Origin of the sequence: Stenotrophomonas sp. Sm10 (assembly GCF_030985515.1) — a bacterium.
GTDB classification, from domain to species: Bacteria; Pseudomonadota; Gammaproteobacteria; order Xanthomonadales; family Xanthomonadaceae; genus Stenotrophomonas; species Stenotrophomonas hibiscicola.
Genome location: NZ_JAPTFO010000017.1, coordinates 24,457 through 46,273 on the forward strand (window position 1 = coordinate 24,457; position 21,817 = coordinate 46,273).

Consider the following 21,817-nt stretch of genomic DNA (forward strand, 5'->3'; position numbering starts at 1 on the left):
TTTCTTTTTACTTTCGATGTTTGACATTTCGAAAGAAAACGCAGATGGTGCGCTGGCCCAACTGGAACCTCCGAATGGACGTCACCCTGCTTTCCGATGTGTCCGCCTGGCAGCGCCTTGGCGGAGCCGATACCGCTACCGAAATCGCCCAGCAGCCCGCGCTGTGGGAAGCCCTCGCCCAGGATCTGTCGCGTGCCCGCGACCGCCTGCAGGCCTTCCTCGGCGGCAGCCTCAACGATCCCAACCAGCGCGTGCTGTTCACCGGCGCCGGCAGCTCCGGCTTCATCGCCGAGATGGTGGCCGACGCGATCAACGCGCAGTGGCCGGCCGAGGTGCGCGTGGTGCACACCACCAGCCTGCTGACCCATCCGGCGCTGTACCTGCAGCGCGACCGCCCCACCCTGCTGGTCTCGTTTGGCCGCAGTGGTTCCAGTCCGGAAAGCGTGGCCGCGGTGGACCGCGTGCGCGCCGATGTGGATGAGGCACGTTTCCTCGACATCACCTGCAACGCCGATGGCGAACTCGCCCGTCGTGGTGCCGGCCGTGCCGATACCTGCACGCTGCTGATGCCGTCGGCCAGCTGCGATCGCGCCTTCGCCATGACCAGCAGCCTGACCTGCATGCTGCTGGCCGCACTGACCGTGTTCGATCGTTCGCCGTGGGATGCGCGCGTGGCGCGCCTGAAGCAGATCGCCGCGCTGGCCCGCGAAGGCCAGGCGCAGTGGGATGCACCGGTGGCGGCGCTGGCGCAGCGCCCGTTCAACCGCATCATCTACCTCGGCAGCGGCCCGCTGGAAGCGCTGGCGCGCGAGTGCGCGCTGAAGGTGCTGGAGCTCACCGCCGGCCGCGTGCTGGCGCTGGCCAACACACCGCTGGGCTTCCGCCATGGCCCGAAGTCGACGCTGGACGGCAACACCCTGGTGGTGGTGCTGCGCAGCGTGCAGCCGCTGGCGCGCCGCTACGAACAGGACCTGCTGGAAGAGCTGCGCCGCGACGGCGTGGCCGGCCAGGTGCTGGCGATCGGCCCGCATTCGGACATCGGCGCCGATGACGAATACACCCTCACCGTGCCGGCACTGGATGATCCGTGGCTGGCGCCAGTGTGGCTGGGCTTCGCGCAGTTGTTCGCGCTGCAGCGCTCGGCCGCGCTGGGCCTGACCCCGGACAACCCGTTCCCGGACGGCACCGTCAACCGCGTCGTCAAGGGCGTCACCATCCACCATGGCTGAGCTGATCGCCCACGCCTGCTATGGCATCGACATCGGCGGCACCAAGATCGAGCTGGTGGCGTGCGATGCGGCGATGCAGGTCACCTGGCGCCGCCGCGTGGCCACCCCACAGGGTGACTACGACGGCTTCCTGCAGGCGGTGGTGGCGCTGGTCGCCGAGGCGGACGCTGCCCTCGGCCGCAGCGATGCGGCCATCGGCATCGCCCTGCCCGGCGTGCGCGACCGCCGCAGCGGCCGCCAACTCAGCGCGAACGTGCCTGCACTGACCGGCCAATGCGTGGCGCAGGATCTGCAGGCACGCCTGCAGCGCCCGCTGCACTTCGGCAACGATCTGCAGTGCTTTGCCCTGTCTGAAGCGCACGGCGGCGCGGCTGACGGCTACCCCAGCATGTTCGGCGCCATTCTCGGCACTGGTGCCGGTGGTGGCTTCTGCCTGCAGGGCCGCCTGCTGACCGGTTTCAACGGGCTGGCCGGCGAATGGGGCCACTGGAGCGTGCCCGGTCATCTGCTGCAGCGCCACGGCCTGCCGCTGATCGACTGCGCCTGCGGCCTGCAGGGCTGCGTGGAGCGTTATGTGTCCGGCAGTGGCGTGGCGATGATCGAGCGCCACCTTGGTGGCAGCGCCGCCGACGCCAGCGCCGTGATCGCCCTGGCCGAAGCCGGTGATGCCCGCGCGCGCAAGGCGCTGGACATCCACCGCGACCTGCTCGGCCACAGCCTGGCCGCGCTGGTGCTGGCGCTGGACCCGCACGTGATCGTGCTCGGCGGCGGCCTTTCGCAGTACGCGCCGCTGTACCAGCACCTGCCCGCCGCCATCGCCACCCACCTGTTCAAGGGTGTGCAGGTGCCACCGATCGTGCCGCCACGCTTCGGCGATGCCGGTGGCGCACGTGGTGCCGCCCTGCTCGCCTGCCAACCCTCGTTTTCCTGATGTCCGGAGCCTGACCATGTCCCCGTTGCAGACCCTGCTTGCTTCCCACCGCGCCGGTGCCAATGTCGGCCTGTACAGCGTCTGCTGCAGCAACGAGCAGGTGCTGCGCGCGGCCATGCACGTGGCGCTGGCGCACGGTACCGTGCTGCTGATCGAGGCCACCTCCAACCAGGTCGACCAGTTCGGCGGCTACACCGGGATGACCCCGCCGCAGTACCGCGATTACGTGGGCACGCTGGCCGATGAAGAAGGTTTCCCGCGCGAGCGGCTGATCCTGGGTGGCGACCACCTCGGCCCGAATGCCTGGCAGAAGCGCCCGGCCGCTGAAGCGATGACCCACGCGCGCGTGCTGATCGAAGCCTACGTCGCCGCCGGTTTCCACAAGATCCATCTGGATTGCAGCATGTCCTGCGCCGATGATCCGGTGCCACTGCCCGATGCCATCGTCGCTGCGCGCTCGGCCGAGCTGGCCGAAATCGCCGAACGCACCGCCGCCGATCATGGCCTGCCGCCGCCGGTCTACGTGATCGGTACCGAAGTGCCGATTCCCGGTGGCGAAGCCTCGCTGGCCGAAGGCCTGCAGGTGACCACGCCCGCTGCTGCCGCGCAGACCCTGGCGATTCATCAGCAGGCGTTCGATACGCCGCAGCTGCGCGATGCGTGGCAGCGCGTGATCGCCATGGTGGTGCAACCGGGCGTGGACTTCGACCACAGCAGTGTGCACGAGTACGACCCGGCCGCCGCCAGCACGCTGGCCGACTTCCTCGAACAGCAGCCGCGCATCGTGTTCGAAGCGCATTCCACCGACTACCAGCGCGAAAGTGGCCTGCACGCCTTGGTGCGCGACCACTTCGCCATCCTCAAGGTCGGCCCGGCGGCGACCTTCGCCTACCGCGAAGCGCTGTTCGCGCTGGCCGCGATCGAGGCCGAACTGCTGCCGGCCGCACAGTGCTCGCGCCTGCCGCAGGTGCTGGATGAAGTGATGGTGGCGCAGCCGAAGTACTGGCAGTCCTACTACCAGGGCGATGAGGCAGCGCTGCGCCTGCTGCGCAGCTATTCCTTCAGCGACCGCTGCCGCTACTACTGGGGCGAGCCCGCGCTGGTGCAGGCGGTGCAGACCCTGTTCGCCAACCTGGAACAGCACGCGCCGCCACTGGTACTGCTCAGCCAGTACCTGCCGGAGCAGTACCGCGCCGTGCGTGAGGGCACGCTGGCCAACACGCCCACCGCGCTGGTGCAGCACCGCATCGGCCTGTGCCTGGGCGAGTACGCGCGCGCCTGCAGCGCCAACCAGGCCGGAACCCGCACGCAGAACGCACGTTCGGCTGCCGCCGTTGCTGCGAACGGCTAATCTTTACCTTTCCCCGCGACACCGAGAATGGCCATGCGCAACACCCGCTCCCGCCGGCAACAGATCCTGCAGCTGCTGATCGAGCACGGCTCGGTGCAGGTGGCCGATCTGGTCGAGCGCTTCGGCGTGTCGGCGGTGACCATCCGTGCCGACCTGACTCACTTCGAATCGCAAGGCCTGGCCAATCGTACTCACGGCGGCGCCACGCTGGTGCGCACGCCGCCACAGGAACAGGACATCCACGAAAAGGACGCACTGAACCTGCCGCTGAAGGAATCGATCGGCGCGTGTGCCGCGCGCCTGGTGCGGCCCGGTGACAACATCATCATCGACTCCGGCTCGACCACGATGACCCTGGCCCGCCACTTGCGCACCCAGCGCGACGTGACGGTGATGACCAATGGGTTGAACATCGCTTGGGAACTGGCCAACGCGCCCGGCATCAACGTGCTGCTGACCGGTGGACTGCTGCGCCAGCAGTCGTTGTCGCTGCAGGGCAGCCAGGCCGAAGCCAGCCTCAACTCCTACAGCTTCGACACCCTGTTTCTGGGCGTGGACGGCCTGGACCTGCAGTTCGGGCTGACCACCCACGATGAAGCCGAAGCCCGCCTCAACCACCGCATGGTCGAGCGCGCGCGCCGCATCGTGGTGCTGACCGACGCCTCCAAGTTCGGCCGCGTCAGCCTGCACCGCATCGCACTTCTCGATCAGATCCACGCCATCATCACCGACGCCGGCATCGACGACGCAACCCGTGAAGGGCTGCAGCGGGTGGGCATCGAAGTGATCATCGCCGAGCCCACTGCATGACCGACACCCGCACCCTGCATGGCCGCATCCTCACCCCGCTGGGCTGGCGGCGTGGCCAGGTCCACTTCGATTCGCACATCCGCCAGCTGCAGGTGGACGACCACAGCGGCGCCGACGACCTGCAGCTGCCAGTGATCCTGCCCGGCTTCGTCGACCTGCATGTGCATGGCGCGGCCGGCGTGGACCTGATGCAGGGCGGCGACGTGGCACGCACCATCGCCCGCACCCATCTGCGCTTCGGCACCACCACGCTGCTGGCGACCACCATGACCGCCGGGCTGGACGAGATCGAGCACGCGCTGCACGGCGTCGCTGCGGCGATGGCGGCGCCCGATGCCGACGCCGCCAGCATCGTCGGCGTACATCTGGAAGGGCCGTTCATCAGCCCGCAGCGGCTGGGCGCACAGCCCAATCGTACGATCGAGGCGACGGTGGCACTGGTGCAGCAGCTGCACGCGCTGGCGCCGATCCGGGTGATGACACTGGCGCCGGAAATCGGCGAGCACACCGCGCTGATTCCCGCGCTTTCGGCAATGGGCATCCGTGTGCAGCTTGGCCACAGCGCTGGCACTTACGAAGAAGGTGTTGCTGCGCTGCAGGCCGGGGCTTCCGGCTTCACCCATCTGTTCAACGGCATGACCGGCGTCGACCACTACCGGCCTGGCATCGCCGCGGCGGCGCTGGCACATGCGCAGTACGCCGAGATCATTCCCGACCTGCAGCACATCCATCCCGGCGTGATCCGCCTGGCCGCGCGCGCGATTCCGCGCCTGTACGCGGTGACCGACGCGACTGCCGCCACCGGCATGCCCGACGGCGAGTACGCGCTGGGCGAGCAGCGCGTGCACAAGTGCGGCGGCTGCGTGCGCCTGGCGACGGGTTCGCTGGCCGGCAGCGCACTGACCATGGACCAGGCGCTTCGCAACCTGGTGCGCGTCGGCCTGGACCTAGCCGACGCCTCGCAGCGGGTTTCCACCTTCCCGGCCGACTATCTGGGCCTGGGCGATCGCGGCCGCATCGCGCCCGACGCCCGCGCCGACCTGGTGGTGCTGGACGCCGAACTGCGCCTGCAGCAGGTGGTGGTGGGTGGGCGCGTGGTCGATCTGAACTGACACGCGCGATGCGGCCCGGATGCCGCGCAGGCTCCCTGTAGAGCCGAGCCATGCTCGGCTCAGCGCGCGAAGCGCGGCATGGGGAACCTCGATATCGGAACGGAAAGCAGCCGAGCATGGCTCGGCTCTACAGAAAGCACTCTGCGACGAACCGCCGCCGGGCGTGGCCCGGCGCTACCACAGGAACTGCCGATGACTCCAAGCACCGCTCCGCGCTGGCCCGTACGCTACCTGCTCTTCATCGGCGGCCTCGGTGGCCTGCTGTACGGCATCGACATCGGCATCATCGCCGGTGCCCTGCCCTATCTTGAAGCGACCGCCAGTCACGCTTGGCAGCTCAGCAGCCAGCAGCTCGGCTTCGTGGTGGCGGCGGTACTGCTGGGCAGCGTGCTGTCCTCGCTGTTCGCCGGCATGGTCGCCGACCTGATCGGTCGCCGCGGCGCGATGCTGCTGGCCGGCCTGCTGTTCACCGCATCGATTCCGATCATGGCACTGGCCTCCGGCTACACGCCGCTGCTGCTGGGACGCCTGCTGCAGGGCATCAGTGGCGGTTTGATCGGCGTCGTGATTCCACTGTACCTGGCCGAAGTGCTCAGCCCCGAGCGGCGTGGACGCGGTGCGGCGATGTTCCAGCTGCTGCTGACCATCGGCCTGGTGTTGGCGGCACTGATCGGGCTGTACCACGCATATGCGGTGGATGCCGCCGCCGAAGCCGTGCGCTCGCTGCCGGTCGCGCAGCAGGCGCAGGAACTGTTCACGGTGAAGGACCACGCCTGGCGCACCATCTTCTGGAGTTGTCTGGCGCCTGGCCTGCTGTTCTGCGCCGGTATCTTCTTGCTGTCCGAATCGCCACGCTGGCTGGTACGCCGCGGCCGCATCGATGAAGCCCGGCGCAGCCTTGAGCGCGTCCTCCCCGCCGCAGAGGTTGAGCCCACGCTGGCCCAGATCCAGGCGCCGGAATCGAGCAGCAGCGACGGCAAGCGCGACCCGCTGTTCAGCCGCCGCTACGTGGTGCCGTTCGTGCTCGCGTGCGTGGTGCTGGCCTGCACCCAGGCCACCGGCATCAACTCGGTGCTGGCCTACGCGGTCAACATCCTCAACCAGGCTGGCCTGTCCGGTTCGGTGGCCAACGGTGCCGACGTGGCGATCAAGCTGCTCAACGCGGTGATGACCGTGGTCGCGCTGCTGCTGGTCGACCGCAAGGGCCGCAAATTCCTGCTGATGCTCGGCAGCGGCGGCATCTGCGTGGCCCTGCTGGGCGCGGCCACGCTGTTCTTCCAGGCCGAACGCGGCCGTACCGACGTGCAGCCGCAACTGCAGGCAGCGGTCAGCGGCGACGGCCTGCGGCTGGTGCTGGATGATGCGCAGTGGCAGCGCCTCGGCGCTGGCATCGACAGCGAAGGCCGGCCGCTGCAACTGACCGTGTCGTATGCCTACGGCGACTTCACCAATGTGCGCGCCCTGCGCAGCGACAACCTGACCGACCGCGAGCTGCGCATCGAGCGTGCCGGCACCGTGCAGCCGGACAGCGTGATCGGTGCGTTCTTCCGCAAACTCCACCTGAATCCATTTGCCGACCCGGCCAGTGCCAGCCAGGCGCCATTGCGCATCGAGCAGGCCCGCATTGGCCCGGTGCCGCCACCGGCACACGGCTGGGCCGTGGCCACCTGCATCCTGGTGTTCGTGGCGTTCTTCGCCGTCGGCCCCGGCGTGTGCGTGTGGCTGGCACTGTCGGAGCTGATGCCGAACCGCATCCGTTCCAATGGCATGAGCATCGCGCTGCTGATCAACCAGTTCGTGTCCACCACCATCGCCGCCATCTTCCTGCCCACGGTGGGCCACTACGGCTACGCCAGCATGTTCGTGTTCTGGGCGGCGTGCACCTTTGTGTTCTTCCTGGTGGCCGCGTTCTGGCTGCCGGAGACCAAGGGCAAGTCGCTGGAAGAGATCGAGGCACGGTTCGCCCGGTAGCGGTCGACCTTGGTCGACCTCCATGCGCAGCGTGGGGGTGTTGGCACGTCCGTCAGTCGCCCGTGATGTGCTTGGCCAGCGCCTGCGCCTCGGCAACGCTGGGCAACCCGCTCAGCATCATCGATTCGCCGAACGGTCCCTGCACCGTCGCCACCATCAGCACGCGGCCATCCACGCTGATCGCTGCCCGCTGGCCCACCAGTGCTGCCGTGTCATCGTGGATGCGCTGGTGCGCTTCGGGCCGGTAGCGGATCTGCAGGCCGGGCTGCTTGGAATCGTCCAGTACGTAGCGCACATCAGCAATGTCCGCACTGCCGGCAATCGGCGGCTCGCGCAGGGCCAGGGTTTCGCCTTGCCATTGCGCCGGCCGGCCTTTGCCGGAGGCGTCCACCGCGCTCAGGCGCACATCCACGCCGGGGCGTGGCGCATGATCCTTGCCTGCCAAGGCACCGGGTGTGGCGCCAGGCATGCATCCGGTCAGGGCCAACGCCACGCCCAGCAACAGGGAAAGCGCAGCCCTCACTTCAGCTTCCGCAGCTTGAATGCCACCAGTACCTGCAGCAGCCCATACAGCAGGCTGCCGATGCCGATCCACAGCGTGGTCACCGCCACGCCTGCATACGGATTGGCCGCGAACAGCAGCCCCAGCACCACCGCCAGCACGCCACTGAGGATCAGCAGCCACTCGCCCTGGATCTGCTTGCGCACGCGGATCGCGAATACGATGCGATAGATGCCTGCCACCAGCAGCCACGCCGCCAGGAACAGCACCAGCACGCTGGCCGTGGCCAGCGGATTGATGACCGCCAGGATGCCGAAGCCCAGCGAGGCGATGGCATACAGCGCCAGCCACCCACGCGAGGCACCACTGCCGCCGCTGATCAGTGCGAACAGGCTGATGACGCCTTCAACGATGGCCATCACGCCCAGTGTCCACGCCAGCGCCATCGCTGCGGACAAGGGCCAGCCGATGGCAACGATGCCAAAACCCAGTGCGACAAGCCCGTACAGCAGCAGGATCCACCAGCTGCGGCCAACCGCCGACAGCAAGGGAGACAAGGGGGAATTCATGACCACTCCTTCGATCCGGAACCGGCCTCATCCTAGCCCCTGTGGATGAAGAGGGCGATCACGGCGCCCGCGCGCAGACCCACACGCGCACCTCCGCAGCGCCCACCAGGCGCAGCGTCTCGGCAACCTCCATCACCGTGCTGCCGGTGGTCATCACGTCATCGACCACGGTCAGCCGCGTTGGCACCAATCCACGCACATCGAACGCATCGAACAGATTTTCCCTGCGCTGTTCGGCCGTGCGCTCGGACTGCGGCGCGGTGTGGCGCCGCCGGTACAGCCCCTGCCAGACCGGCATCGGCAGCAGCCGGCACAGCTCGCCCGCCTGGTTGTAGCCGCGCTGGCGCAGCCGGCGATTGTGCAGCGGCACCGGCACCAGCGGTGGACACCACCACGGCGGCGGTGCGCGCTGCATCAACTGCGCGAGCAGGCGTCCGGCTGCGAGATCCTGATGGAACTTGTAGCGGACCAGCAACTGGTCGACCGGTGGCAGGTACAGCAGGCTGGCGTGGGTAGCCGTCTGTGGCGGTACCTCCTCGCGGCAGCTGCCACAGACGATCAACGCGGTGTCGGGCAACGGCAACGCGCAGCGCAGGCAGGCACGGCCTGCCCAGGGCAGATCGGCCAGGCAAGCGCAGCACAGATCAAGATCATCGTGGCCCGGGTCGCCGCAGACCAGGCAGCGGAGCGGTAGCAGCACACCAAGCAGTGCGCGCGAAACACGGTTTGCCGAACGCAGGAGATAAGTACGCATCACCCAATACTTGATGGCGCACACCGCGTGCGGCCATCGGCGAAGCACCGATTGCAGTGTCGGAACTGCCCTCAACTGCGACGGGGGCCGCCGCCCGTCAGGAAAGGCGTTCACCCTGTCCGGTCGCCGGTGGCGTAGCGGCGGGCCCGATCAACAACTCCGCCAGCCCGCGATAGATCGGCACCCTGCACACCAGCCCGGACACGCCACGCGCGATCAGCACCGTGGCCAGTATCGGCAGCAGCAGGTCGCCGCTGTCGGTCAGTTCCAGCGAGATCACCGCCGACGTCAGCGGGGCCTGGGTAACGCCGGTCAGGTAAGCACACATGCCCAGCAGCACGAACGCGCGCGGGTCCACGCCCGGCATCAGCACTGCCAGGTTGTGGCCGAGTCCAGCGCCGACCGCCAACGCCGGCGAGAACAGGCCGCCGGGAATGCCCGCCACGTACGAGGCCAGATTGGCCAGCAGCTTCATCAACCCGAACTCGTGGCCGACCAGCGCCTGCCCCTGCACCAGGCTGCGCGCCTGCTCGTAGCCGGTGCCGAACGCGCCTTCACCGAAGACCAGGGCGAGCAGTACCACCGCCATGCCGCAGCCTGCGGCCAGCAGCACCGGATGCCGCTGCCGCAGTCGCCCGAGCCAACGCGGGCGGCCCGCCGCACTGGCCAGCACCGCACGCGCGAACAGGCCGCCCAGCAGCCCTGCCACCACGCCGCAAAGCAGGATGGCCAGCCAGCCCTGGCCGAGTGGCAGGCGTGCACTCACATGGCCGAAGTAGGTGTAGTTGCCGAGCAGGCCCAGCGACACCACGCCGCCGACGATCACTGCGGTCAGCAGGGTGCCTGAGAAACGATGCTCGAAGCGGCCGCTGAGCTCCTCGATGGCGAAGACGATACCGGCCAGCGGCGTGTTGAAGGCCGCCGCGATACCCGCCGCACCACCGGCCAGCAGGAAGTGCGAGAGCTCGCGGGGATCCTTGAAACCGAACCAGCGGCCGAACAGATACATCAGGCTTGCGCCTACGTGCACGGTGGGCCCCTCGCGCCCGACCGATGCGCCCCCCAGCAGCGACAGCGAGGTCAGCAGCAGCTTGCCGGCCGAAACCGCTGGGGAAAGGTTGGTTTTCCGGAACGGCTCATCGGCCTTGTCCAGCGCAGCGATGACCTGCGGAATGCCGCTGCCCCGCGTGGGCTTCAGCACGCCGGAAGTGAGCCACGCCAGCAGCGCGAAGATGCCGGGCGTGAGCAGCAGGGCCCACCATGGCGAGTGTGACGTGATGCGCTGGAACAGATGGAAGGCCGCATCGCTGGCCTTGGCGAACAGGATGGCCACCAGCGCCACGGCCACGGCGCCGCCCCAGAGCGCGGCGCGGCGGCGCCAGGCTTCGCTGAGAACCAGCGCGGTGATGCGGCCGCGGAGGCGATGGAGATCGGTCATGAGTCAAAGTCTGCGCGCCAGCGCTTTGGTTAGACAGCGGCCACTGTGGCCGAAGGCCTTGCAGGATGCGGTGAAATGCACGTATGCCGCCAGAAGAGCGTCCTGAACTCGGGCAGATGCAGCGATCTGCGAGATCTGATGCTCAGATCACCAAACGATGGAGAATGTGGGTCAGCGTCAGCTGAGAACAGCCTTGGTTCGGCAACACACCATCCTCTCCCGGCGTGCCCATCTCGAATCCTTCCTCAACGTCCTCGTAGTACAGCAACCCGTCGGGCAGCTGTGCGACCGCCCAGACCCACTCAATCATGCCCAGCCTGTGCAACCGAACCGCATGGAATGGCACGCGCAGGGATTCGAAGGTGGCTCGTTGGACAGGTGAGCAATCCTGCAACTGCCGTGCGACCAGGGTTTCCAGTTCTTCCCGGGTGATCGGCTGCCAGTTGTCCGGATTGTCCATTGCAGCGCTGCCCGATTGAACGTGTGTGCTTGAGGTTACGTCCAACGCGCTGCGCGGGTCGATCCTGACGATGTTCGGGCCAAGCTCACCGCGCAGGCTGCCCCCGCTCCCGGCCCGAGGACGGGGTTCGCCGCGGCAGCAGCGATGCCCGCAATCGATGCAGCGCCATGGCCATCGCTTGTATGGGATTCCATTCCAGTCACGGCCAAGTAAACCAAAACATCAAACTAAAAGTTGACAGCCCATGCCCCCCCAACCACACTGCCGCCCTCGCTCCATTCGTACCCAAGGCCCCGCCATGGCTGCTGCCATCCGCCACGACTGGCATCACGACGAACTGCAGGCGCTGTTCGATCTGCCGTTTCCCGAGCTGCTGTTCCGCGCCGCCGCGGTGCACCGCGAGCACTTCGATCCGGCGCAGGTGCAGGTGTCCACGCTGTTGTCGGTGAAGACCGGAGGCTGCCCGGAAGACTGCGCGTACTGCCCGCAGGCGCAGCGCTACAGCACCGGGGTGAATGCGCAGAAGCTGATGGAGACCGATGCGGTGCTGGCCAAGGCGCGCCAGGCCAAGGCCGCCGGTGCGTCGCGCTTCTGCATGGGTGCCGCATGGCGTTCACCGAAGGATCGCGACATTCCGAAGGTGGCGGCGATGATCGCCGGGGTGAAGGCACTGGGCCTGGAGACCTGCGCCACGCTGGGCATGCTCAGCGGCGAGCAGGCACGTGCGCTGAAGGACGCCGGCCTGGACTACTACAACCACAACCTCGACACCGCGCCGGACTACTACGATTCGATCATCCACACGCGCCAGTACCAGGACCGCCTGGATACGCTGGAACACGTGCGCGATGCCGGCCTGAAGACCTGCTGCGGCGGCATCGTCGGCATGGGCGAGACGCGCGCGCAGCGCGTTGGCCTGCTGCTGGCGCTGGCCACGCTGCCGGCGCATCCGGATTCGGTGCCGATCAACAAGCTGGTGCAGGTGGCAGGTACGCCGCTGCATGGCAGCGCCGAACTGGACCCATTCGAGTTCGTGCGCATGATCGCGGTGGCCCGCATCGCCATGCCGCGCTCGATGGTGCGGCTGTCGGCCGGGCGCGAGGCGATGAGTGACGAACTGCAGGCGCTGTGTTTCCTGGCCGGCGCCAACTCCATCTTCTACGGCGACAAGCTGCTGACCACCGGCAACCCGGAAAGCGAGCGCGATCTGGCGCTGTTCGCACGGCTGGGGCTACAGCCGATGGCGGTGCAGGTGGATGCCGAAGGCCACGACCACGGCGGTACCGTGCACGCCGATATCAGTGCCGATACGCCCGGCTGTGGCTGCGCTCACGCGGCCTGAGACGGGCCGCAAGCAGGCGCCGCGGCAACGCGCTACCCTAGCCGCCCCGTCGACGCATTCAGCCACCATGGCCCGCCCCGACCTGACCGCCCGCCTCCACGCCCAGCGCGCTCTGCGCGATGCCCAAGGCCGTCGCCGCCCGCGACGCATGGTCACCCGTCGTGATGGCGTGCGCCTGGAAGTGGAGGGCCAGTGGCTGACCGGCTTCTGCAGCAACGACTACCTGGGCCTGGCCCAGCAGTTCAGCGTGGTCAACGCGCTGCAGGACGCCGCCGCACGCGAAGGCGCTGGCGCCGGTGCCTCGCACCTGGTCTGCGGCCATCATGCCCTGCATGAGGCGCTGGAACGCGAGGTGGCCGAGTGGCTGGGCTATCCGCGTGCGCTGCTGTTCGGCAGTGGCTTCGCCGCCAATCTGGCGGTGCAGCAGGCACTGCTGAGCGAAGAGAACGATGTCTGCGTACAGGACAAGCTCAACCACGCCAGCCTCCTTGATGCCACCCGGCTGGCCGGTGCGCGCCTGCGCCGCTACCCGCACCTGGATGCGGAAGGCGCGATGCGCCAGCTCAAGCACGCGCCCGACGGCGCGGCAATGCTGGCCACCGATGGTGTCTTCAGCATGGACGGCGACATCGCACCGCTGCGTGCATTGTCGCTTGTGGCACGCCTGCAACAGGCGCTGTTCTATGTGGATGATGCGCACGGTGTAGGCGTGGTCGGTGATGGCCGTGGTGCCGTGGCCGCCGCCGGACTGGGCGTGGACGACGTACCGCTGCAGCTGGTCACACTGGGCAAGGCACTGGGCGGTTCCGGTGCGCTGGTGCTGGGCCGCGACGACCTGATCGAGCATCTGGCCGAAACCGCGCGCCCGTACATCTACACCACCGCCGTGCCACCGGCGATGGCCGCTGCTGCGCTTGAAGCAGTGCGCCTGGCGCGCCGCGACCACTGGCGTCGCACAAAGCTGACCGACCTGATCGCGCTGTTCCGCACTGAAGCGCGTCGCCATGGCCTGGACCTGATGGCTTCGGAAACACCGATCCAGCCGCTGCTGTTCGGCGATGACCGCACCGCCGTGGCGATGTCCACGGCGCTGGAACAGGCCGGCTGGCTGGTCGGTGCAATCCGCCCGCCGACTGTGCCGGAAGGCAAGGCACGCCTGCGCGTGACACTGTCCGCGCTGCATACGCCGGAACAGGTGCGCGGCCTGGTGGAGGCTATCGCCAGCGCGCGCGATCGCGTGACCCTGGCGGTGCGTGACGCCGCGCCACCGCCGTTGCCCGCTTTCGCCTGAGTTCCGTGTCGTTGCCCATGCATATTGAAGTCACCGGCCGTGGGCCGGACCTGGTACTGATCCATGGCTGGGCCCTGCAGGGCGGTGTGTTCGCGCCGCTGGTGCAGCGCTTGGCGGACCAGTTCACCCTGCACCTGGTCGACCTGCCCGGCCATGGCCACAGCCGCGAGGACACCACGCCGCTGCGCCTGCCGTTCGTGGTCAGTGCCATTGCCGCGGCCACACCGCCGGCGGTGTGGTGCGGCTGGTCGCTTGGGGGCCTGTTCGCGCTGCACGCGGCGGCGACGCTGCCGAAGGTACGCGGGCTGGCGATGATCGCGGCCACGCCGCGCTTCGTGCGTGGCGAGGATTGGCCGCACGCAGTGGAGCCGACGGTGTTCGAGCAGTTCGGGCGCGAGCTGGCCACCGACTTCGGCGGCACCCTGGAACGCTTCCTCGCGCTGGACGTGATGGGCTCGGCACACGCCCGCGAGGAGCTGCGCGTCCTGCGGCAGCGCCTGGTCGAGCGCGGTGCACCCACCGAACGCGCCCTGCTGGAAGGCCTGCGCCTGCTCGAAAGCACCGATCTGCGCGGCGCGCTGCCGACGCTGGGCAAGCCCAGCCTGTGGATCGCCGGCCAGCGAGACCGGTTGGTGTCTCCGGTGGCGATGCAGGCCGCCGCAGCGCTGGCCCCGGGCGCGCAGGCGCTGACGATCGCCCATGGTGGACATGCGCCTTTCCTCGGCCATGCCGATGAGGTGGCCGCCACCCTGCAACACTTCGTTGCCGGCCTGTCACCGGCCGATGGCGGACAATGAGCCCCCTCCGAATTCCGCAGGATTGACGCATGGATCTGGGTATCAACGGCCGCTGGGCACTGGTCTGCGGCGCAAGCAAGGGCTTGGGCCTGGGCTGCGCGCGTGCGCTGGTGCGCGAGGGCGTCAACGTGGTGATCGTGGCTCGTGGCGAGGAGGCACTGCAGGTTGCCGCCGCAGGGCTGAGCGCCCTGCCCGGTGCCGGTGAGGTGCGCGCCGTCGCCGCCGACGTCACCACCGAGGCCGGCCGCACTGCGGCGCTGGCCGCCTGCCCGCAGGTGGACATCCTGGTCAACAATGCCGGTGGTCCGCCGCCCGGTGATTTCCGCAATTTCGAACGCGACGACTGGATTGCCGCGCTGGACGCCAACATGCTGGCGCCGATCGCGCTGATCCGCGCCACCGTCGACGCGATGATCGAGCGCGGCTTCGGCCGCATCGTCAACATCACATCGTCGGCGGTGAAAGCCCCGATCGACATCCTGGCGTTGTCCAACGGCGCGCGCAGTGGCCTGACCGGTTTCGTCGCCGGCCTGGCGCGCCGCACGGTGGCCCACAACGTCACCATCAACAATCTGCTGCCCGGCCAGTTCGACACCGACCGCCTGCGCGCCAACTTCGCCCACAGTGCGGGCAAGGACGGCGATGCCGGCGAAGTCGCCGAACGCCGCCGCCAGCAGATTCCCGCCGGCCGCTTCGGCACGCCGGACGAATTCGGCGCCGCCTGCGCCTTCCTGTGCAGTGCGCAGGCCGGTTACCTCACCGGGCAGAATCTGCTGATCGACGGCGGCGCCTACCCCGGTACGTTCTAAGAGAGTTCGCAATGCCGTCCCACTTCGATGCCCGCCATGTCCGTCGCGCGTTCGCGCGTGCCGCCACCAGTTACGACGCTGCCGCCGCCCTGCAGCGCGAGGTGCAGTCGCGGCTGATCGAATCGCTGGACTACCTTGAGGCACGCAAGCCCGAGGTGGTGCTGGACATCGGCGCCGGCACCGGCCATGCAAGTGCGTTGATGAAGAAGCGCTGGCCGAAGGCGCAGGTGATCGCGCTGGACGTGGCGCTGCCGATGCTGGACCAGGCCAAGCGCCAGGCCGGCTGGTGGAAGCCGTTCCAGCGCCTGTGCGGCGACGCCGCCGCATTGCCGTTGGCGGACAACAGCGTGGATGTGATCTTCAGCAACCTGTGCCTGCAGTGGGTGGACGACCTGCCGGCGGTGTTCGCAGGCTTCCGTCGCGTGCTCAAGCCCGGTGGCCTGCTGCTGTGTTCCACCTTCGGCCCGGAAACCCTGATCGAACTCAGCGAAGCGTTCGCCGCCGCCGATGACCGCCCGCACGTCAGCCGCTTTGCACAGATCGCCCAGTTCGGTGATGCGCTGATGATGGCCGGCTTCCGTGACCCGGTGCTGGACCGCGATCTGTTCACCCTGACCTACGACGACCTGCCCTCGTTGATGCGCGAACTGCGCGCGATGGGCGCGACCAATGCGCGGGTGGACCGCCGCCATACGCTGACCGGGCGTGGTCGTTTCGCCGCTGCCGCCGCTGCATACGAGCCGATGCGCCGTGCCGACGGCAAGCTGCCCAGCAGCTGGGAAGTGATCTATGCCCACGCCTGGGCACCGGACCCGGGCGCGCCGATCCGCGAAGGCGGGCATGACGTCGCCTCGGTGCCGGTGTCGGCGATTCCGATCCGACGCAAGCAGACCTGATCGTCTGGTAGTGCCGGCAACCTCACGATTCCATGGTGGGCGTCTGCCGGCCAGCGGCCGGCACTACCGCATGGCACCCGCCCAAATCAGGTTTCCGCCTCAGGTATTGGCCGGCGAGCTCAGCGGCGGGCGCACCAGGTCGCGGTGGAAGAAGTAGATTTCCTGCACCAGGAAGCGCCAGCTGGTGTGGAAGCTGCGGAAGCGCGTGCTGGGCGTGGACGAGGCCAGCGCATCGATGCCCAGCGCCTTGCTCAGGCGCAGCGCGCGCGCCATGTGCAGCGGGTCGCTGACGATGATCACCCGGTGCAGGTCGCGCTGGTCCATCAGTCGCTTGGCTTCCACCAGGTTCTGCACGGTGTTGCGTGACGCGGTCTCGATCAGGATCGCATCGTCCGGCACGCCATGCTTCAGCGCATAGCGCCGCGCCACCTGCGATTCGGAGAAGCGCGCACCGGTGCCGCCATAGCCGCCGGTGAAGATCAGCAGCGGCGCGTACTGGGCCTCGTACAGGTCTAGTCCATGCCGGATACGTTCTTCGAACACCGGCGATGGCTTGGCGTCATAGGCGGCCGCACCCAGCACGATGATGGCGTCGGCCTTGGCGGCCTGGTCGCGCTCACCGACCCAGACGATCCAGGCGGTCACGCCCAGCAGCCAGACCACCAGCAGCACGAACAGCCGCCACAGCCAGCCCAGCAGGCCGGTGCGGGGCCGGTGCCGGTCGCGGCTCATGGCGCGCCCCAGCGCAGCGCAGGCAGGTCGACATTGCCACCAGACAGCACCAGGCCCACGCGCAGGCCGGCGAAGCGCTGTGGCTGTGCCAGCACGGCAGCGAGCACGGTGGCCGACGACGGCTCGACCACCTGCTTGAGCACCTCCCACAGCAGGCGCATCGCCGCCATCGTCGCGGTGTCATCAACCACGATCACCTCGGCACCTGCCGCGCGCAGCAGTTCGAAATTCGGCGCGCCGATCAGGGTACGCAGTCCATCGCAGATCGTGTCCGGGGCGAACGCGCCCTGGCGCTCGCCAGCGGCCAGCGAGCGCGCGGTATCGTCGGCTCCGGCTGGCTCGGCCAGCACCAGGCGGGTCTGCGGGCTGGCGTGCTGCAGGGCCAGCGCGGTGCCGCTGGCCAGGCCACCGCCGCCGACCGGCACGACCAGCACGTCGAACGGGCCGTCGCTGTGCAGCAGCTCCAGCGCGGCGGTGCCCTGCCCCGCCATCACCGCCGGGTCGGTGTATGGATGGACGAGAGTCGCGCCGGTATCGGCCTGCACTTTGGCGCAGGCGGCCTCACGATCGGCGGTGGTCGGCGGGCAGCGCCAGAGGGTGGCGCCATGGCGCGCGATGTTGGCCAGCTTGGCCGCCACCGCGCCTTCCGGCACCACCACGTGACAGGGAATGCCACGCGTGCGCGCGGCCAGCGCCAAGGCGGCGCCATGATTGCCGGAGGAGTGCGTGACCACGCCGGCACTGGCGCGATCGGCCTCCAGCGACCACACCGCGTTGCAGGCACCACGGAACTTGAATGCGCCGCCGCGCTGCAGGTGCTCGGCCTTGAACGCGAGTTGCGCGCCGGCCAGCGCATCAAGCATGCGCGAGCGCAGTACCGGGGTCACGCTGGCATGCGGGGCAATCCTCGCCGCAGCAAGCAGGACGTCATCGGCGCGGGGCAACAGTGAATCGCTCATGACGCAAGATTAACGTATGGCTTCGCGCTGGCGACCGGGGCGCAGGTCATGCCAGCATGCAGCCCTACGCCTCCATTCATCCTGGCCGGCGGAATTAAGGGCCGATTCAACGCTGGCGCCCGAAGCTGACTGCACACCCGTCCTCTGGGGGGACCCACCATGAAAATGCGCCTGATGCTTGCCGGTGGCCTGCTGCTGGCCCTGACCGGCTGCACCACCTACGACTATGTCGGCGGCGGCCGCAGCGGCAGCTACTACCACGGTGCGCCGTCGGTGGAGTACCGCTACCCGGCCGGCTATCCCTACAACTACGGCCCCTACTACGGTGGCTATGGCGGCTACTACGGCGGCTACGGCAATCCGTATTACTCGCGCCCGATCTACCGCCCGCCGCACAACCATCGCCCGCCGCCGCGCCCGGGCAATGGTGGCGAGCACCGTCCGCCGCCGCCGTCGCGACCGTCGTACAACGGTGGTTCGCCGTGGCGGAACATGGACTCGATGCGCCGCCCGCCGCAGTCGAACGCACAGCCGCCGGCGCCCCAGGCCCGTCCGGCACCGGCACCGAGTGCGCCGAGGATGAACGGTTCCCCCTGGCGCAACATGGATCGTGCGACGCAGCGCACAGTTGAGCGCTGAACCGTCTTGCATTTCACACGGTCCAAGCCCCACTCTACGCGGACAGTGACGGCCCACGTCACAAAGTGACAAAAACGACACGGGCCGCCGCAAAAAGCTCTACGTCGATATCCGACAGGAACATCTGGATCCCCCCTGTTCCGGCCCTGTCGGATGTCGGCACCTCTGAAGGCAGACGGCCCCGCAATGCGGGGCCGTTTGTTTTGTCAGGTCGCCAACCGGCGAAAGCCCCAGCTTCAGTAGATCCACGCCATGCGTGGATGGCGCCTTCCCGACAACCCCAAAAAAACAGGGCCGGACAGTCCCCCGACTGCCGGCCCTCTGCTCCCCCACCGTGCGCCTGTACCGGCCCCTGTTCCAATTCCGGTCACGGGCGCCTACGGCGCCAGCCACGATGGGTGCTATTGGGTTATCTGCAAAAATCCTGCCAACTTTAGGGCCGATTTCGCCGCCAACTGGCCGGCGCCGGCGTCCGGACCCCGAATGGCGCTAAAATCGCCACCCCGGCGTCGCCCCGGCCGCGCCTGCCCCAAGCTGAACAGCCCCCATGAACCCGTCCTTCCATCGTTACGACGTCATCGTCATCGGCGGTGGCCACGCCGGCACCGAAGCCGCGCTGGCCGCGGCCCGCACCGGCGTGCGCACCCTGCTGCTGACCCACAACATCGAAACCGTGGGTGCGATGAGCTGCAACCCGGCCATCGGCGGCATCGGCAAGGGCCACCTGGTCAAGGAAATCGACGCGCTCGGCGGTGCGATGGCGCATGCCGCCGACCGCGCCGGCATCCAGTGGCGCACCCTCAACGCCTCCAAGGGCCCGGCCGTGCGCGCCACCCGCTGCCAGGCCGACCGCAACCTGTACCGCATGGCGATCCGCGCCATCGTCGAAGGCCAGGCCAACCTGACCGTGTTCCAGGCGGCCGTCGATGACCTGGTCATCGAAGGCGACGCCGTGCGCGGGGTCATCACCCAGACCGGCCTGCGCTTCGACGCCGAGGCCGTGGTGCTGACCGCCGGCACCTTCCTGGCCGGCAAGATCCATGTCGGCCCGACCCAGTACGCCGCCGGCCGCATGGGCGACCCGCCGGCCACCACGCTGGCCGCGCGCCTGCGCGAGCGCCCGTTCCAGGTGGACCGCCTGAAGACCGGCACGCCGCCGCGCATCGACGGCCGCTCGCTGGACTACAGCGTGATGGATGAGCAGCCCGGCGACTCGCCGCGCCCGGTGATGTCCTTCCTCGGTTCGGTGGACGAGCATCCGCAGCAGGTCAGCTGCTGGATCACCCACACCACCGAACAGACCCACCAGATCATCCGCGACGCGCTGCACCGCTCACCGCTGTACAGCGGCCAGATCGAGGGCATCGGCCCGCGCTACTGCCCGTCCATCGAGGACAAGGTGGTGCGCTTTGCCGAGAAGGCCAGCCACCAGATCTTCGTCGAACCCGAAGGCCTGGGCATCGTCGAGATCTACCCCAACGGCATCTCCACCTCGCTGCCGTTCGACGTGCAGCTGGAGATGGTGCGCAGCATCCGCGGTTTCGGCAACGCGCATATCACCCGCCCGGGCTACGCGATCGAGTACGACTTCTTTGATCCACGCGGGTTGAAGGCTTCGCTGGAAACCAAGCTGGTCAACGGCCTGTTCTTCGCCGGCCAGATCAACGGCACCACCGGCTATGAAGAAGCCGCCGCGCAAGGCCTGTTGGCCGGCCTCAACGCTGCACGCCAGGTGCGCGGACTGGACGGCTGGTGCCCGCGCCGCGACGAGGCGTACCTGGGCGTGCTGGTGGATGACCTGATCACTCACGGTACCAACGAGCCCTACCGCATGTTCACCAGCCGCGCCGAGTACCGCCTGCAGCTGCGCGAGGACAATGCCGACCAGCGCCTGACGCCGGCCGGCCGCGAGATGGGCCTGGTGGATGACCGCCGCTGGAACGCGTTCGAGACCAAGCAGGCCGCTGTTGCTGCCGAACGCGCACGCTTGGGCGCGCTGTGGGCAACCCCGGCCAATGCGCTGGGCCGCGAAGTGCAGGACACGCTGGGTGTGGCGGTCAGCCGCGAGACCAGCGTGCTGGACCTGATCAAGCGCCCCGAGCTGGATTACGCGCAGCTGATGCAGGTGCCATCGCTGGGCCCGGCGGTAGCCGACGCCAAAGTGGCCGAGCAGGTGGAGATCGGCGTGAAGTACGCCGGCTATCTGGATCGCCAGCGCGAGGAAATCGAGCGCCAGCAGCGGCACGAAGCCACGCCGATCGCTGAAGCCTTCGATTACGCGACGGTGCGCGGGCTGTCGGCCGAAGCACTGCAGAAGCTGGAGCGCGTGCGCCCGCAGACCATCGGCCAGGCGCAGCGCATTCCGGGCATGACCCCGGCGGCAATCTCGCTGCTGCTGGTGCACCTGGAGCGTGCACGCCGCGGCCGCGTGGCGTAACGCGGGATCGGTGGATGCCATCCACCAATGCGGCGCGCGATCCGTTCTGGCAGGTGTCGACCTTGGTCGACACGGATGCATGAGGCATTCCGGCAGTTGCGGGTGGCGGGGTCGCCATTGGCCGAGCGCGTATCATCGTCGCGGACGCCCTGATTTCCGGAGACATCGATGAACCCGCTGCGCCCCTTCCGCGCCAAGATGCCCGTCCTCGGCGAGCGCGTGTACATCGACCCGTCGTGCACGATCATCGGTGACGTGGAGCTGGGCGAGGACGTCTCGGTGTGGCCGGGCACGATCATCCGCGGTGACGTCAACTACGTGCGCATCGGCGCACGCACCAACGTGCAGGACGGCACCATCATCCACGTCAGCCACCACAGCCCCTACAACAAGGCCGGCTACCCGACCCTGATCGGCGAAGGCGTGACCGTCGGCCACGGCTGCATCATCCACGCCTGCACCATCGGTGATTACAGCCTGATTGGCATGGGTGCCTGCATTCTCGACGGCGCGCGGGTCGAGCGCCATGGCTTCGTCGGCGCCGGTGCCGTGGTCGGCCCGGGCAAGGTGGTCGGCGAAGGCGAGCTGTGGGTGGGCAACCCGGCCCGCCCGGCACGCACGCTGAGCGACAAGGAAATCGAGGCGCTGCATTACTCGGCCGACCACTACGTGCGGCTGAAGGACGAATACCTGGGCTGAGCGGCCAACGCCGCCATGCGGCTCTGCTAAAGTCTGGGCCCGACCAGGACCTGTCGAGACCCCCATGCCTGTGGCTGCCTGCCGGAGAG

Annotated in this window: 21 protein-coding genes; 14 read left to right on the forward strand and 7 right to left on the reverse strand. The window is 68.4% G+C overall.

Going from position 1 to position 21,817, the window contains the following annotated elements; genetic code table 11:
- Positions 1–74 precede the first annotated feature (74 nt).
- The 6 genes from O0J15_RS07130 to O0J15_RS07155 all read left to right on the forward strand — a co-directional run bounded on the left by O0J15_RS07130 (position 75) and on the right by O0J15_RS07155 (position 7,404).
- Positions 75–1,229, forward strand: coding sequence for an SIS domain-containing protein (locus O0J15_RS07130; RefSeq protein WP_111098633.1), 1,155 nt, complete (start codon positions 75–77; stop codon positions 1,227–1,229).
- Positions 1,222–2,160 (forward strand): ROK family protein, encoded by a 939-nt coding sequence (locus O0J15_RS07135; RefSeq protein WP_111098632.1) that lies wholly within the window; start codon positions 1,222–1,224, stop codon positions 2,158–2,160. Before O0J15_RS07130 ends, O0J15_RS07135 begins: the two co-directional genes overlap by 8 nt.
- 16 nt (positions 2,161–2,176) lie before the next feature.
- Positions 2,177–3,511, forward strand: coding sequence for a D-tagatose-bisphosphate aldolase, class II, non-catalytic subunit (locus O0J15_RS07140; RefSeq protein ID WP_308305376.1), 1,335 nt, complete (start codon positions 2,177–2,179; stop codon positions 3,509–3,511).
- Positions 3,512–3,544: 33 nt separating this feature from the next.
- On the forward strand, positions 3,545–4,321 hold the full coding sequence (locus tag O0J15_RS07145; protein WP_031270180.1) for a DeoR family transcriptional regulator: 777 nt from the start codon (positions 3,545–3,547) through the stop codon (positions 4,319–4,321).
- The gene (gene nagA / locus O0J15_RS07150) at positions 4,318–5,433 is read left to right on the forward strand and encodes an N-acetylglucosamine-6-phosphate deacetylase (RefSeq protein WP_308305377.1); all 1,116 of its coding nucleotides are present in this window, start codon (positions 4,318–4,320) and stop codon (positions 5,431–5,433) included. The genes O0J15_RS07145 and nagA overlap by 4 nt, the downstream gene beginning before the upstream one ends.
- Positions 5,434–5,625: 192 nt before the next feature.
- Positions 5,626–7,404: an MFS transporter gene (locus O0J15_RS07155; RefSeq protein WP_308305378.1), complete on the forward strand. Its 1,779-nt coding sequence runs from the start codon at positions 5,626–5,628 to the stop codon at positions 7,402–7,404.
- 52 nt (positions 7,405–7,456) lie between these two features.
- On the opposite strand, the gene O0J15_RS07160 is transcribed toward O0J15_RS07155, so the two are convergent.
- The 5 genes from O0J15_RS07160 to O0J15_RS07180 form a co-directional block, all read right to left on the reverse strand.
- On the reverse strand, positions 7,457–7,873 hold the full coding sequence (locus O0J15_RS07160; RefSeq protein WP_227844579.1) for a hypothetical protein: 417 nt from the start codon (positions 7,871–7,873) through the stop codon (positions 7,457–7,459).
- Between the two features lie 50 nt (positions 7,874–7,923).
- Positions 7,924–8,475 carry an HdeD family acid-resistance protein gene (locus O0J15_RS07165; RefSeq protein ID WP_021203354.1) on the reverse strand — a complete coding sequence of 184 codons (552 nt, stop codon included), beginning with the start codon at positions 8,473–8,475 and terminating at the stop codon, positions 7,924–7,926.
- A gap of 58 nt (positions 8,476–8,533) precedes the next feature.
- On the reverse strand, positions 8,534–9,229 hold the full coding sequence (locus O0J15_RS07170; protein ID WP_308305379.1) for a ComF family protein: 696 nt from the start codon (positions 9,227–9,229) through the stop codon (positions 8,534–8,536).
- Between the two features lie 97 nt (positions 9,230–9,326).
- Positions 9,327–10,667 carry a chloride channel protein gene (locus tag O0J15_RS07175; RefSeq protein WP_308305380.1) on the reverse strand — a complete coding sequence of 447 codons (1,341 nt, stop codon included), beginning with the start codon at positions 10,665–10,667 and terminating at the stop codon, positions 9,327–9,329.
- A 142-nt stretch (positions 10,668–10,809) separates the two neighbouring features.
- Entirely contained in the window at positions 10,810–11,127 is a 318-nt protein-coding gene (locus O0J15_RS07180) for a hypothetical protein (protein ID WP_111098629.1), read from the reverse strand.
- A 298-nt stretch (positions 11,128–11,425) separates the two neighbouring features.
- On the opposite strand from O0J15_RS07180, the gene bioB reads away from it, so the two are divergent.
- The 5 genes from bioB to bioC all read left to right on the forward strand — a co-directional run bounded on the left by bioB (position 11,426) and on the right by bioC (position 16,262).
- Entirely contained in the window at positions 11,426–12,469 is a 1,044-nt protein-coding gene (gene bioB / locus O0J15_RS07185) for a biotin synthase BioB (RefSeq protein ID WP_308305381.1), read from the forward strand.
- Between the two features lie 67 nt (positions 12,470–12,536).
- The gene (bioF, locus tag O0J15_RS07190; protein ID WP_308305382.1) at positions 12,537–13,760 is read left to right on the forward strand and encodes an 8-amino-7-oxononanoate synthase; all 1,224 of its coding nucleotides are present in this window, start codon (positions 12,537–12,539) and stop codon (positions 13,758–13,760) included.
- A 17-nt stretch (positions 13,761–13,777) separates the two neighbouring features.
- Positions 13,778–14,557: a pimeloyl-ACP methyl ester esterase BioH gene (gene bioH, locus O0J15_RS07195; protein WP_308305383.1), complete on the forward strand. Its 780-nt coding sequence runs from the start codon at positions 13,778–13,780 to the stop codon at positions 14,555–14,557.
- A 29-nt stretch (positions 14,558–14,586) separates the two neighbouring features.
- Positions 14,587–15,366: an SDR family oxidoreductase gene (locus O0J15_RS07200; protein WP_155030293.1), complete on the forward strand. Its 780-nt coding sequence runs from the start codon at positions 14,587–14,589 to the stop codon at positions 15,364–15,366.
- Positions 15,367–15,377: 11 nt separating this feature from the next.
- Positions 15,378–16,262, forward strand: coding sequence for a malonyl-ACP O-methyltransferase BioC (gene bioC / locus O0J15_RS07205; protein WP_308305384.1), 885 nt, complete (start codon positions 15,378–15,380; stop codon positions 16,260–16,262).
- 99 nt (positions 16,263–16,361) lie between these two features.
- Here bioC and O0J15_RS07210 read toward each other — a convergent pair whose 3' ends face one another.
- Both O0J15_RS07210 and O0J15_RS07215 read right to left on the reverse strand, forming a co-directional pair.
- Positions 16,362–17,006 (reverse strand): YdcF family protein, encoded by a 645-nt coding sequence (locus O0J15_RS07210; protein ID WP_058979308.1) that lies wholly within the window; start codon positions 17,004–17,006, stop codon positions 16,362–16,364.
- Positions 16,991–17,953, reverse strand: a complete 963-nt coding sequence (locus tag O0J15_RS07215) for a pyridoxal-phosphate dependent enzyme (protein WP_058979056.1) — start codon at positions 17,951–17,953, stop codon at positions 16,991–16,993. Before O0J15_RS07215 ends, O0J15_RS07210 begins: the two co-directional genes overlap by 16 nt.
- 159 nt (positions 17,954–18,112) lie before the next feature.
- On the opposite strand from O0J15_RS07215, the gene O0J15_RS07220 reads away from it, so the two are divergent.
- From O0J15_RS07220 to O0J15_RS07230, 3 genes are all read left to right on the forward strand, one after another.
- A complete protein-coding gene (locus O0J15_RS07220; protein WP_019661648.1) occupies positions 18,113–18,592 on the forward strand; it encodes a hypothetical protein in 480 nt (159 codons plus the stop codon).
- A gap of 547 nt (positions 18,593–19,139) precedes the next feature.
- Positions 19,140–21,029 carry a tRNA uridine-5-carboxymethylaminomethyl(34) synthesis enzyme MnmG gene (mnmG, locus tag O0J15_RS07225; protein ID WP_308305385.1) on the forward strand — a complete coding sequence of 630 codons (1,890 nt, stop codon included), beginning with the start codon at positions 19,140–19,142 and terminating at the stop codon, positions 21,027–21,029.
- Positions 21,030–21,197: 168 nt separating this feature from the next.
- A complete protein-coding gene (locus O0J15_RS07230; RefSeq protein ID WP_308305386.1) occupies positions 21,198–21,728 on the forward strand; it encodes a gamma carbonic anhydrase family protein in 531 nt (176 codons plus the stop codon).
- The last annotated feature ends 89 nt before the right edge of the window (positions 21,729–21,817 follow it).